Source organism: Thermodesulfovibrio sp. 3907-1M (assembly GCF_040450955.1).
Lineage (GTDB): Bacteria > Nitrospirota > Thermodesulfovibrionia > Thermodesulfovibrionales > Thermodesulfovibrionaceae > Thermodesulfovibrio > Thermodesulfovibrio autotrophicus.
This window is the reverse complement of sequence record NZ_CP144373.1, coordinates 847293-859700: the sequence shown is the minus strand read 5'-3', so window position 1 is coordinate 859700 and position 12408 is coordinate 847293. Positions and strand designations below refer to the sequence as shown.

The window sequence follows — 12408 nt, the reverse complement described above, 5'->3', positions numbered from 1 at the left end:
AAAAGATGTTTGAAATTGAAGAAGTGGAAAGACCTGTGGCAAAAATAAAGGTTATAGGAGTTGGAGGAGCAGGAACAAACGCAGTAAATACTATGATTTCTTCAGGGGTTTATGGAGTTGAGTTTATAGCAGTCAATACAGACATACAGCACCTTGAAATATCCCTGGCTCCTGTAAAGGTTCAGATTGGAAAGGAGCTTACCAGAGGTCTTGGAGCAGGCTCTGACCCTGAACTTGGTAAGAAATCAGCACTGGAAGACAGAGATACGCTTCTTTCCTGTATTGAAGGTTCAGATTTAATTTTTATAACAGCTGGGATGGGTGGAGGGACAGGAACAGGTGCTGCGCCTGTGATTGCCTCTTTAGCAAAAGAGCTGGGAATATTGACAGTTGCTGTTGTTACAAAACCATTTTATTTTGAGGGTAAAAAGAGGCTTCACAATGCAGTTGTGGGAATAAAAGAACTGAAAAAATATGTGGATACAATAATTATTATCCCCAATGATAGAATTCACATGGTTGTTGAAAAGGGAACTCCTCTTGTAAAGTCTTTTGCAATTGCCAATGATATTTTAAGGCAAGCAGTCCAGGGAATTTCAGACCTGATTTTAAGTCCCGGATTTATAAACAGAGACTTTGCAGATGTAAGAACCATTATTGAAAACTCTGGGAAGGCTGTAATTGGGCTTGGAACATGCACAAAACAGGAAGGTGCAGCTGAGGCAGCCCGTAGAGCAATTAATAATCCCCTGCTTGAAGAAACATCAATAGAAGGTGCAAAAAGAATACTGATAAATATCACAGGAGGATTTGACCTCACTCTTGATGAAGTTCAGGAAATTGCTGGAGCTGTTTATGATGTTGCCCATGAAGAGGCAAACATTATTTTTGGAACTGTTATAAAGTCAGAAATAGAAAACGAGATATATGTTACAGTTATTGCAACAGGATTTGAAGACAAAACTGAGGAGATAAATTTAAGCTCCACTGAGAAGTGGATGCCAAAAAGTAGCAACATTTCCTTAAAAGAGACAAAAAAAATCATCTCAAAAGATATTAATTCTCTTTCTTCATTGAAAGTTGATTCTACAACCAGGACTTCTGAGAATCAATCAGATTTAGAAAAAAGCTTATCTACTTCCTCTATCAATAAAGAAGTTGATGATACTTTTGAGACCAGCAGAAAGGAGACTGTTGATGAAAAACAAAAAACCCAGGAGCCTGAAAACTCTATAATTCTAAAAGAGCCTTCAAAAGAGATTCCTACAGATATTGAGGATGAGATTGATATCCCTGCTTATTTGAGAAAGAAATATAAAATCCTGAATGAAAAAAATATTTGACAGAATTGATGCTTTTCTGAAAAAAGAAAAGGGTACGATTTTTAAGGAGCATGGTGGTAGAATAAAGATATGTCTCATATATCCAAATCTATATCAGATTGGCATATCAAACCTGGGCTTTCAAGCTGTTTACAGGCTTTTTAATCAAAGAAAGGATGTTGTCTGCGAAAGAGCTTTTCTTCCCGAGAAAGAGCAGGATTTTATAAATCATCCCATTGTGTCCTTTGAATCAAAAACGCCGCTTTATGAGTTTGATATAGTGGCTTTCAGTCTCTGTTTTGAAAATGACTATCCAAATATTTTAAAAATATTAAAACTCGGCAGAATTCCTCACTACACTTTACAGAGAGGCTTTAATCATCCCCTTGTTGTGGCAGGTGGAGTTGGAGCTTTCAGCAATCCTGAACCTTTGGCAGAAATTTTTGATGTTTTATTTATTGGAGAGGCTGAAGAACTTATTGATAAATTCATAGAAGCTTACAGAACTGTTAAGGAAGGTTGCTATTTGGAAGATTTTAAGGATAGTTTAAAAAAAGAGCTTCTGAAGTTTGATGGTTTTTATGTTCCAGAAGCATACGAAGAGGTATATTTTCAGGGAAAATTAAGAGGAAGGAGAGTTTTGTGGGAAAATGCTCCAGAAAAAATTAAGAAGGTTTACTGTAAAAATTTTGCAGAAAAATTCAATTTTTCCCAGATAATTACTGAAGAGGCTGTATTTTCCAGCATATTTCTTTTAGAAAGTATGCGTGGATGCCCTTTCAGTTGCAGATTCTGTCTTGTGGGACATGTTTATAAGCCTGTAAGGAAAGCTTCTTTTGAAAAATTAAGACAGATAATTGAAAGTTTAAAACCCGTTAAAGCAGGAATAATAGCTCCTTCTCTGACAGCTTACAGTGAGCTAAAGGAATTATTCAAGCTTGAGGGCTTTGAACTATCCTTTACTTCCCTACGAGCAGACAAAGCAACCATTGAAATTTTAAAAAATCTTGCATCACAGAAAACCGTTACTCTGGCTCCAGAGGCAGGTTCTCAGAGATTACGAAAAATAATAAAAAAAGAAATCAGTGAAGAAGACCTAATTACTATAGCAGACAAACTTAAAGAGACCAGTGTGGAAACTCTGAAGCTTTACTTTATGATAGGGCTTCCTTTTGAAAAAGATGAAGAGATTAATGAAATAGTTAAACTCATTAAAAAAATCAGAGATGTTTTCCCTCGCAGGATAACGGCAAGTATAAGCATATTTGTTCCAAAGCCTTTTACTCCCTTTCAATGGCACAGGATGGAGGAGCATGAGAAAATTAAAGAGAAATTGAAAAAATTGAAAAAAGATACATTACAGATTAAGGGATTCAAGCTTGTTCATGAAGTTCCAAAATACTCTTACATGGAGGGATACTTTGCAAGAGCATCAAGAAAGGCAATTTCAGTGATTGAAAGGATTTCAGAGGGAGAAAACTTCGGGAAAATCTTTGATGAGGTCAAGGACAGCCTCTATGAAATTAAATCTTTTAAAGACCATCTACCATGGGATTTCATTGAACATGAAGGATTAACTAAGGAGGCTTTATGGAAGGAATATGAAAGGGCTAAGGATTTAGCCTTCCAAACTGATAACATTTAAATAAATCTGGAGCATTTTTTCTGCCAGTTAACACAGTGGCTCTGAATCTACAACCTCCTCTGCATTCCTGAAGAAAGGGACATTTGATTTTTGCACATTCAAGCTCTTTTAATATAATTTGTTTTTTCTTTTTCCATAGATTCTCCAATCCTTCATCAATGCTACCTATTGGTTCATCTTCATAGAAAGAGCAAAAGGTTACAAGACCGTTTGAAAGCACAGTAAGCAAATGAGCACCGCATCCGTACTCTTCTGTTCTTGGATGGTCTTCCACAGAGAAACCGTATCTCTGCATGATTTTATATGCCTGTTGTGGAGGAACCCACAGTTCCTGATGAAGCCTTAAATTTCCTGTTATTGTGAGAGCATCCACTGTCCATTCCCTTATTTCTAAGGTTTTAATAAGGTTTTCCAGCTCCTCAAACTCTGTAAGATTACCTTTATGAATTACTGTTGCTACAGATACCTGAAATCCGTATTCAATTGCCCTTTTTATTGCATGCAGAGTTTTATCAAATGTTCCTTTACCTCTTAATATTTCATGCCCTTTTTTCATTCCGTCAAGGCTTATCTGGATTTCCTCTACATTCAGATTTTTCAATACATCATCATTAAGGAAAACTCCATTGGTAAAAAGAATTTTTCTTATTGCAAGCTCTTTTAAAAAATCATTGATTTTTTCAAATTCAGGGTGCAGCAAAGGCTCTCCACCGGTAATTAAAACTCTCAATCCCTGCATCTGTTCAAACTCTTTTAGAATTTTTTTAATTTTTTCAAAAGGGAGAGCCTGAGGTTTGTCTCTATCAACAAAACAGTGTTTACATCGGAGATTACATTGATTTGTAATCTGTAACTCAAGATATCTAAGTGAAGGAATTGGTGATTGTTTAATCTCGGTTTTAACTCTTTTTTGAGGCTTTTCAGTAAGGATTCCTTCGTTTAAGCAGTAGGTTATGAATTCTTTTTCATCTTTTCCATTGATATTTAAAGGCTTGCCTTCTGCAACATCTTTAAGTATTTTTAATGCTCTTTCATCAAGACTGTAAAGCTCGTCTGTTTTTATATTATAAAGTGCTGGAAATTCAATAAGTTTTATAAAGAAATTTTCATTGAGGAAGTATCTGTCAGATTTCATAAACGGAGAGTCTTTCTGGAATCCTGCATTGAAATCCTAATTTTTCTTCTATGGAGTTCTTGAAAGCTTCAATAACTTTTGCTTCACCATGGACGAGAAAGATTTCCGGTTTTGTTTTTATTGACTGAAGCCAATTGAGAAGCTCATCTCTGTCAGCATGGGCTGAGAAACCACCAATCGTGTAAACCTTTGCTCTTACAGGTAGAATTTTACCGAGGATTGAAACTTCTTTTTCTCCATCAACGATTTTTCTTCCTAGTGTTCCTTTAGCCTGAAATCCTGCAAAAATAATGCTACATTCCTCTCTATCAATATTATGATAAAGATGATATACAATTCTTCCGCCCTGGCACATTCCACTTCCAGCAATAATAACAGCATTTGATTTTATTGAGTTTAACTTTTTTGATTCTTCTACAGTTTTAACAAAATGGAGTTTTATAGCTGAACGATTGGGACTTCTCATTTCCCTTAAAGCTTCATCATCAAAAAGCTCTGGATGGGAGAGATATATTCTCGTTGCTTCCTCTGCAAGAGGGCTGTCAAGATAGACATTTACAGGCTGAAGAAGCCCCTGTCTTACTGTTTTGTTAAGAATATAAAGCAGATCCTGAGTTCTTCCTACAGCAAAGGCTGGAATTATTACATTTCCTCCTTTCTGAAAGGTCTCTTTTATTGCCAGAATGAGTTCTTTAATACTTTCATCAAGAGTTTTATGAACTCTGTTTCCATAGGTTGACTCTAAAATGAGATAGTCTGCTTCCTCTGGAACTTCAGGGTCTCGCAAAATAGGATAACCACTTCTTCCAATGTCTCCTGAAAATGCTATTTTTTTACTATTAATATTTAATTGAACAGTGGCTGATCCAAGAATATGTCCTGCATCAAAGAGTTTTATATCTATTCCGTTGAAGTTTAAAGTTTTTTGATATGACAGTGTTTCTATTTGTTTTAAAGCTCTGTATATGTTTTCTTCATCGTAAAGAGGCTGTTTGTAGTTTTCGTTTTTTTGTACCTTTAATGCATCAAAAAGCATTATTTCAAGAAGGTCTTTTGTAGCAGGAGTTGTTATAATTTTGCCTCTAAAACCCTCTTTTATGAGTTTTGGCATCAGAGCAGAGTGGTCAAGATGGGCATGGGTAAGAATCATCAGCTCTACTTTCCTTGGATTGAAGGGGAAGGGCTCGTAGTTTAGGTATTCCTTCTCATCTTCCTGAAAAAGTCCACAGTCAATGAGAATGTTGTGTTTTTCAGCTTCAAGGAGAAAACACGAACCTGTAACAGTCTTTGTAGCTCCGAAGAATTGAATTTTCATTAAACTATGTTAAAATAAATTAAAATTTTAAGTAAAGGAGGCAATATGCCTGCTATTTTATCAAAAAAAAGATGAGTTAAAAAAACTTAACATTCAGTCTTTCAGAGTTAGAGGAAATGATTAAATGAATATAAAATTTACCCAAAAGGGATTCCAAATTAACTTATGATTTATCTTGACTACAATGCAACAACACCTATAGAGCCAAGAGTAAAGGAAGAAATAGTAAAAACTCTGCAAGAGTTTGGTAATCCTTCAAGTTCCCATGAATATGGTAAAAAAGCAAAACAGATTATTGAATCTGCAAGAGCAAAGGTAGCAAAACTTATTGATGCAGACCCAGAAGAGATAATTTTTACATCAGGAGGCACAGAATCAAACAATCTCGCCATATTTGGTAGAGCCCTTTGTTTTGAGCGCGGGCACATAATTACATCTCAGATTGAGCATCCTTCAGTTTTCAATACTTGTAGACAACTTGCCCGGATGGGATACGAGGTTACTTTTTTACCCGTAAGCTCCAGTGGAATGATTGAGCCTGATGATGTTAAAAGAGCAATCAGAATGGATACAGTCCTTGTAACAATAATGCATTCAAACAATGAAACTGGAGTAATTCAGCCAATCAGGGAAATTGCTGAAATTCTTATGGAAAAAGAAATACCCTTTCATACAGATTGTGCTCAAAGTATTGGAAAGGTGAGAGTCTCTGTGAAAGAGCTTAAGGTGAGTATGCTTACTTTAGCAGGACACAAGTTTTATGCACCTAAGGGAATAGGAGCACTTTATCTCAGGAAAGATTTTTTTATAAAGCCTTTGCTTTTCGGTGCATCCCATGAAAAGGGATTAAGACCAGGAACAGAGAATACTCCATACATTGCAGGATTAGGGAAGGCAGCAGAGATAATCTCAGTAGAGTTTGATACAATAACCGAGCATCTTAAGCATGTGACAGAGTTTTTGCTTAAAGGACTAATTGAACTCCCAGGTATTAAGCATAATGGAGCAGAAGCACCGAGACTACCAAATACGATAAATGTTTCTATAAAAGGCATAATTGCAGATGAATTCATTGAAAGGCTTTCAAAGAGAGTGGCAATTTCAGCAGGTTCAGCCTGCCATGCAGGCATAAGAAAACCAAGCCATGTTTTGCTTTCAATGGGACTGTCTGAGGAGGAAGCCCTCTCATCAATAAGAATAAGCACGGGAAAATTTACAACACCTCAGGAAGTTATGGAGGCGATTGAAATAATAAAGCAAGAGCTTAAGAGAATTTATACCCTGCGGTCTTAAATCTTAACTTATTTCAATCCTGAAGAAGTTCTTCAGCGTGAAAAAGGGAACTCTCTGTGATCCGTCCACTCAGCATTCGGGCAATTTCCTCTTTTCTCTTTGCCTTGTTTAGCAACTCAACCTTTACAACTGTTTTTTCATCCCATATGACTTTTTCCACTTTCAGATGATGCTGAGCCTTTGCTGCAATCTGGGGAAGATGAGTTACGCAAAGAACCTGATAATACCTTGCAAGCTCACGAAGTCTTCTGCCAACATTTTCTGCCACACTTCCTCCAATCCCTGCGTCAATTTCATCAAATATCAAAGTCATTGATTTTATATGTTTTTTTGCTTCCTTAAGTTCAACACATTTAAGAGCAAGCATTAAACGGGAGAGTTCTCCTCCTGATGCGACCTTGCTTAAAGGTTTTGGAGGCTCTCCCGGATTTGCCGAAAAATAAAACTCAACATCGTCCTTACCTTTTGATGAAATCTCTTTTTCGCTGATTCTTATCTCAAATTGAGGATTACTGAATCCAACTCCTTTAAGCTCTTCATTAACCTTAGCTTTGATTCTTTTTGCCAAATTTTTTCTTTTTTGTGAAAGCTCATCTGCTTTTTTATTCATCTCTGTTTGAACAGTGTCAAGTTCTTCCTCAAGTTTTTTAATTTCTTCCTCTGAAATACTGACAATACTGAGTTCTTTCTCAATGTTTTTTGCGTATTCAAGAATTTCTTTTATTGAGCCTCCATATTTTGACTTAAGTCTGTTCAGAAGTGTAAGCCTTTCTTCTATCTTTTCAAGAGTAAATGGGTCTGGTTCATAGCTTTCTTTAAGTTTTCTTAGGGAGTAAATAGCTTCGTCAATCTGGGCAAGAGCTGACTCAACGAGATTTTTTATTTCCTCTGCTTTTGAGTCAAAACGGACAAGCTCTTTAAGAGTTGTTAGCGTTTGAGAAAGATTTTCTTGAACCGAGTTTTTTCCATCATAAAGAAGACTGAAGGCGTTTTCAGCAAGCTCTTTAAGCTTTAAAACATTTTTAAGTATTTTTCTCTGTTCATTCAGTTCCTCTTCCTCTCCTTCTTTGAGTTGAACAGATTCAATCTCTTTCAATTGAAACTCCATAAGCTCCTTTTTTTGCCTTTTTGTTATGAGTTCATGCTTAAGTAGCTCAATTTTTTCTCTTAGTGTAAGAACTTTTTCGTAAATTTCAGCAAAGGCATTTACTTCTTCATTTAATCCCGCAATTGTGTCAAGAAACTCAATGTGATTTTCTTTTTTTAAAAGATAGGTATGCTCATGCTGTCCATGAATGTTTATAAGCTGAGAAGCAATTTTTACAAATCCCTGAGATGTGTAAATTGAATCATTTATGTATGACTTTGTCTTTCCCTGAACTGGAATAACTCTTTTAAGAATTATAAGATCATCATCTGTTCCTGAAAGTCCTACATCACTGAATACCACCTCTATGACAGCCTCATTTTTACCGTGTTTTACAAAATCAGAGGCTGATAGTTTTTCTTTGAGTAAAACTCCTATGGCATCAACAATTATAGATTTTCCAGCTCCTGTCTCACCTGTAAGGACATTAAACCCCTCTGCCAGTGGAATTGAAAGACTTTCAATAATTGCAAAGTTTTTAATCCTAAGCTCTTCAATCATTTAATAAGACCGGCGTTAAGCAAAGCCTCCGCAAGTTTTTGTTTGTTCGCTTCCGACATCTCACATAGAGGAAGCCTGAATTCTTCTTTTATTTTACCCATCATTGCAAGGGCTGTTTTAACTGGAATTGGATTTGTTTCAATAAACATTGCTTTGTTAAGAGGCTCCAGCTTGTAGTGGAGTTGCCTCGCAAGATTAATGTCTCCTCTTTCCCATGCATTAAATAGCTCTGCCATGTCTTTTGGGCAGATGTTTGCAGTTACCGATATAAAGCCTTTTCCACCAAGAGATAGGAGAGGCAGATTTGTAAAATCATCTCCTGAAATGACATCAAAATCAGGTCCACATAGTCTTATAAGTTCGCTTACCTGCTTCATATCTCCTGTAGCTTCTTTAATTCCAACAATTCTCGGATGCTCAGCAAGACGAGCCACTGTCTGCGGTAACATATTCACTGAAGTTCTTCCAGGAACATTGTAAAGAATCATCGGCAGTCCTGTTTTGTCTGCGATTTCTTTAAAATGTCTGTAAAGTCCTTCCTGAGTGGGTTTATTATAGTAGGGAGTTACTGAAAGAGAACCGTCTGCGCCGAGTTTTTCTGCTTTGCGGGCAATCATTATTGCTTCTTCTGTTGAGTTTGAGCCTGTTCCTGCAATAACAGGAATTCGTTTGTTTACCACTTTTACAGTAATTTCAATAACTCTATAATGCTCTTCATAATCAAGAGTTGATGCTTCACCAGTTGTGCCACATGGAACAATAGCATGAGTTCCTTCCTTTATGTGCCATTCTATAAGCTTTTCAAGAGCCTTCTCATCCACCTTACCTTCCTTAAAAGGTGTTACGATTGCAACCATTGAACCTTTAAACATCTTCAGCCTCCTTATTTAGTTTTTTGTCTAATTCTTTTATATCTGACCAGACTTTGTCAAGTGAAATCTTTTTGAGGTATTGATTATTAAAAGGGTTTTAGATTAATATAAAATTTGAAAAAATTCAAGGAGGTTGAGCATAAAAGTAAAAGTCAAGGACAGTATTTTTGAGTTAGAGCCTGAGCAATTAGAGAAACTCTTTAAGGAAAAGCAGGCAATAGCAATCAAAATTAATGGACAGTCTAAGGATTTGTCCTCTTTATCCTCACTCAATGAAGATGAAGAAATTGAATTAATCACACCTGAAAGCAAGGAAGGACTTGAAATTCTCAGGCACAGCACTGCTCATATAATGGCTCATGCTGTAAAAGATTTATTTCCTCAGGTGAAAGTCACGATAGGACCTGCTATTGAAGATGGATTTTACTATGATTTTGACAAAGACGAGCCTTTTACTGAAGATGATCTTCAAAAAATAGAAAAAAGAATGCAGGAAATTATAAAAGCAAAAAATCCCTTTATACGAAAGGAAATCTCAAAACAGGAAGCAATTAAACTTTTTGAAAGCCTCGGTGAGTCCTATAAAGTTGAGATTCTTAATGAGATAGAAGATGACAGGGTTTCAGTATATGAAGAAGGTGGGTTTATTGATCTTTGTAGAGGTCCTCATATACCTCATACCGGAATGGTTAAAGCCTTTAAACTTCTCAGTGTTGCAGGTGCTTACTGGCGTGGTGACGAAAGAAATAAGATGTTACAGCGAATATATGGAACAGCCTTTCAAACAAAACAGGCACTTGATGAGTATCTTAAGTTTCTTGAAGAAATTAAAAAGAGGGACCATAGAAGACTCGGGAAACAGTTGAGACTTTTTGAAATTAGTGAAGAAGTAGGTCCTGGTCTCATAATATGGCTTCCCAATGGAGCAATTGTTAGAAAAATCATTGAAGATTTCTGGAAAGATGAACATTTAAAAGCAGGATATCAACTTCTTTATACTCCCCATATTGCAAAGCTTGAACTATGGAGTAAAAGCGGGCATCTTGATTTTTACAGAGAAAACATGTTTTCGCCCATGCAGATTGATGAAGTTGCCTACCAGCTTAAGCCGATGAACTGTCCTTTTCACATTCAGGTATATAAATCGGAACTTCGCAGTTATAGAGACCTTCCACTAAGATTAGCAGAACTCGGAACAGTTTACAGATATGAGAGGTCAGGAGTGCTTCATGGACTCTTACGGGTTAGAGGATTTACTCAGGACGATGCTCATATATTTTGTACAGAAGAACAGCTTGAAGAAGAGATCCAGAAAGTTCTTGATTTTACTATATTTGTTCTGTCAACATTTGGATTTGATAACTATGAAATATATATTTCCACAAGACCTGAAAAGTATGTTGGAAGCCTTGAAAACTGGGAAAAAGCAACAAATGCTCTTGAACAGGCACTTAAAAAAAGAGATTTACCATATCAGATTGATCCTGGAGAAGGAGTTTTTTATGGACCAAAGATTGATATAAAAATAAAAGATGTATTAAACAGAGCATGGCAGTGCAGTACAATTCAGGTTGATTTTAACATACCAGAAAGATTTGATATCACATATAGAGGAAAAGATGGTAAACAACATAGATCCATTATGATACATAGAGCTTTGATGGGTTCTCTTGAGAGGTTTATGGGAGTGTTGATTGAGCATTATGCTGGTGCCTTTCCATTATGGCTTGCTCCTGTGCAGGTGGAGGTCATGTCCATTTCTGAAAAGCATGTTGATTACGCAAAACAGGTCTATGATAAGCTTATACAAAAAAGTGTTAGAGTAAAACTTAATACTGAAAATGAAAAAATAGGTTATAAAATAAGACAGGGAACTTTAAATAAAGTGCCCTATATGGTAATAGTTGGTGATAAGGAGATGGAAAGTGGTAAAATTACAGTAAGATTGAGAGAAGGAAAGAATCTTGAACTTATAACGATTGATGAGTTTTTACAGCAGCTTTTTGAAAGAATACAGCAGAGAAAATAAATTGAGGAGGTGAGAAGATAGCAACAAAGGAAATTAGAGTAAATGAAGGTATTAAAGCAAAGGAAGTAAGATTGGTTGATGAAAATGGTAAACAGATTGGAGTGGTAAGCACCAGAGAAGCTATTCAGATAGCGAGGGACAGAGGTTATGATCTTGTAGAAGTAGCACCAAATGCAAATCCACCAGTTTGTAAAATAATGGACTATGGAAAATATAAGTATCAACTTGACAAAAAGAGCTCCTCAAAGAAGACTTCTACAGTAAAAGAAATAAAGATAAGACCACAGATTTCAGATCATGACCTTCAACTAAAAGTAAAACATATTAAAAGATTCCTTGAAGACGGAGATAAAGCAAGAGTAACACTTTTTTTCAGAGGAAGAGAAATTGTTCATCCTGAACTGGGAATGAAAGTTTTTGATAAAATAAAGGCTCTTCTTATAGGTTTTTCTCACAGAATTGAGCAGGAACCCCGCCTTGAAGGTAACAACATGAGTATGATTATAGCTCCAGGAAAAGATTGATAATTTCATTAAATTTTTATTAAAATATCCATCTAAACTCAGTGAGGAGGAGATTGTTTATGCCAAAACTAAAAACACACAGAGGAGCGGCAAAAAGATTTAAAGTTACAGCAACGGGCAAGATTATGCGCAGAAGAGCCAATAAAAGCCATTTACTTACAGGTAAACCTTCAAAGAGGACAAGACATTTAAAGCATCCAGCTCAGGTTGACGAAACTCAGTATAGGGCTATAAGAACTCTTATTCCTTACAAATTTTAAAAGGGAGGTTAAAAATTGGGAGCTTACACAACCTATCATCCCCATAAGCTTAAAAAGAAAAGAACGCACGGTTTTCTTAAAAGGATGAGCACTCCAGGGGGAAGAAGAGTAATAAAAAGAAGAAGAGCAAAGGGTAGATGGAGACTAACTCCTTAATATCCAGAGTTTTTTTAATTTTAATAAGATTTTACAGGAGGTTTATATCGCCATTTATGCCTCCTGCATGCAGATTTTATCCAACATGTTCAGAATATGCAGAGCAGGCTATTAAAAAATATGGTGCAAAGGGTATTTTTCTTGCAATTAGAAGAATACTTAAATGTCATCCTTTTCATCCAGGAGGATATGATCCATTAAGGTGAGAG

The 12408-nt window shown here is 36.1% G+C and carries 12 protein-coding genes; 8 read left to right on the top strand and 4 right to left on the bottom strand.

Going from position 1 to position 12408, the window contains the following annotated elements; translation table 11 throughout:
• Positions 1-5 precede the first annotated feature (5 nt).
• Positions 6-1343, top strand: coding sequence for a cell division protein FtsZ (ftsZ, locus tag V4D30_RS04465; RefSeq protein ID WP_353685047.1), 1338 nt, complete (start codon positions 6-8; stop codon positions 1341-1343).
• Positions 1327-2967 carry a radical SAM protein gene (locus V4D30_RS04460; RefSeq protein ID WP_353685046.1) on the top strand — a complete coding sequence of 547 codons (1641 nt, stop codon included), beginning with the start codon at positions 1327-1329 and terminating at the stop codon, positions 2965-2967. Before ftsZ ends, V4D30_RS04460 begins: the two co-directional genes overlap by 17 nt.
• Here the strand turns inward: V4D30_RS04460 and V4D30_RS04455 are convergent.
• Both V4D30_RS04455 and V4D30_RS04450 read right to left on the bottom strand, forming a co-directional pair.
• Positions 2933-4102, bottom strand: a complete 1170-nt coding sequence (locus V4D30_RS04455) for a radical SAM protein (RefSeq protein WP_353685045.1) — start codon at positions 4100-4102, stop codon at positions 2933-2935. The two genes, V4D30_RS04460 and V4D30_RS04455, sit on opposite strands and share 35 nt — an antisense overlap.
• Positions 4092-5417 carry an MBL fold metallo-hydrolase gene (locus V4D30_RS04450; protein ID WP_353685044.1) on the bottom strand — a complete coding sequence of 442 codons (1326 nt, stop codon included), beginning with the start codon at positions 5415-5417 and terminating at the stop codon, positions 4092-4094. The genes V4D30_RS04455 and V4D30_RS04450 overlap by 11 nt, the downstream gene beginning before the upstream one ends.
• Positions 5418-5582: 165 nt before the next feature.
• Between V4D30_RS04450 and V4D30_RS04445 the strand changes: the two genes are divergently transcribed.
• Positions 5583-6710 carry a cysteine desulfurase family protein gene (locus V4D30_RS04445; protein WP_353685043.1) on the top strand — a complete coding sequence of 376 codons (1128 nt, stop codon included), beginning with the start codon at positions 5583-5585 and terminating at the stop codon, positions 6708-6710.
• A gap of 13 nt (positions 6711-6723) precedes the next feature.
• Here the strand turns inward: V4D30_RS04445 and recN are convergent, their stop codons facing one another.
• Both recN and dapA read right to left on the bottom strand, forming a co-directional pair.
• Positions 6724-8358, bottom strand: a complete 1635-nt coding sequence (recN, locus tag V4D30_RS04440) for a DNA repair protein RecN (protein WP_353685042.1) — start codon at positions 8356-8358, stop codon at positions 6724-6726.
• Entirely contained in the window at positions 8355-9230 is an 876-nt protein-coding gene (gene dapA, locus V4D30_RS04435; protein WP_353685041.1) for a 4-hydroxy-tetrahydrodipicolinate synthase, read from the bottom strand. Before dapA ends, recN begins: the two co-directional genes overlap by 4 nt.
• Positions 9231-9369: 139 nt before the next feature.
• Between dapA and thrS the strand changes: the two genes are divergently transcribed.
• Genes thrS through yidD form a run of 5 tightly spaced genes read left to right on the top strand, consistent with a single transcriptional unit; the run spans position 9370 to position 12405 of the window.
• Positions 9370-11259 carry a threonine--tRNA ligase gene (gene thrS / locus V4D30_RS04430; RefSeq protein WP_353685153.1) on the top strand — a complete coding sequence of 630 codons (1890 nt, stop codon included), beginning with the start codon at positions 9370-9372 and terminating at the stop codon, positions 11257-11259.
• Positions 11260-11276: 17 nt separating this feature from the next.
• Complete coding sequence (gene infC, locus V4D30_RS04425) at positions 11277-11783, top strand: translation initiation factor IF-3 (protein WP_353685152.1); 507 nt, start codon at positions 11277-11279, stop codon at positions 11781-11783.
• A 59-nt stretch (positions 11784-11842) separates the two neighbouring features.
• Positions 11843-12043 carry a 50S ribosomal protein L35 gene (gene rpmI, locus V4D30_RS04420; protein WP_353685040.1) on the top strand — a complete coding sequence of 67 codons (201 nt, stop codon included), beginning with the start codon at positions 11843-11845 and terminating at the stop codon, positions 12041-12043.
• Between the two features lie 15 nt (positions 12044-12058).
• Entirely contained in the window at positions 12059-12199 is a 141-nt protein-coding gene (gene rpmH, locus V4D30_RS04415) for a 50S ribosomal protein L34 (RefSeq protein WP_012545609.1), read from the top strand.
• Positions 12181-12405 carry a membrane protein insertion efficiency factor YidD gene (gene yidD / locus V4D30_RS04410; protein ID WP_353685039.1) on the top strand — a complete coding sequence of 75 codons (225 nt, stop codon included), beginning with the start codon at positions 12181-12183 and terminating at the stop codon, positions 12403-12405. Before rpmH ends, yidD begins: the two co-directional genes overlap by 19 nt.
• The last annotated feature ends 3 nt before the right edge of the window (positions 12406-12408 follow it).

Coding starts and splice junctions, on each gene's coding strand:
- recN (WP_353685042.1), bottom strand. CDS start 8,358: ATGATTGAAGAGCTTAGGATTAAAAACTTTGCAATTATTGAAAGTCTT.
- V4D30_RS04455 (WP_353685045.1), bottom strand. CDS start 4,102: ATGAAATCTGACAGATACTTCCTCAATGAAAATTTCTTTATAAAACTT.
- V4D30_RS04450 (WP_353685044.1), bottom strand. CDS start 5,417: ATGAAAATTCAATTCTTCGGAGCTACAAAGACTGTTACAGGTTCGTGT.
- V4D30_RS04445 (WP_353685043.1), top strand. CDS start 5,583: ATGATTTATCTTGACTACAATGCAACAACACCTATAGAGCCAAGAGTA.
- yidD (WP_353685039.1), top strand. CDS start 12,181: ATGGAGACTAACTCCTTAATATCCAGAGTTTTTTTAATTTTAATAAGA.
- ftsZ (WP_353685047.1), top strand. CDS start 6: ATGTTTGAAATTGAAGAAGTGGAAAGACCTGTGGCAAAAATAAAGGTT.
- rpmI (WP_353685040.1), top strand. CDS start 11,843: ATGCCAAAACTAAAAACACACAGAGGAGCGGCAAAAAGATTTAAAGTT.
- dapA (WP_353685041.1), bottom strand. CDS start 9,230: ATGTTTAAAGGTTCAATGGTTGCAATCGTAACACCTTTTAAGGAAGGT.
- V4D30_RS04460 (WP_353685046.1), top strand. CDS start 1,327: ATGAAAAAAATATTTGACAGAATTGATGCTTTTCTGAAAAAAGAAAAG.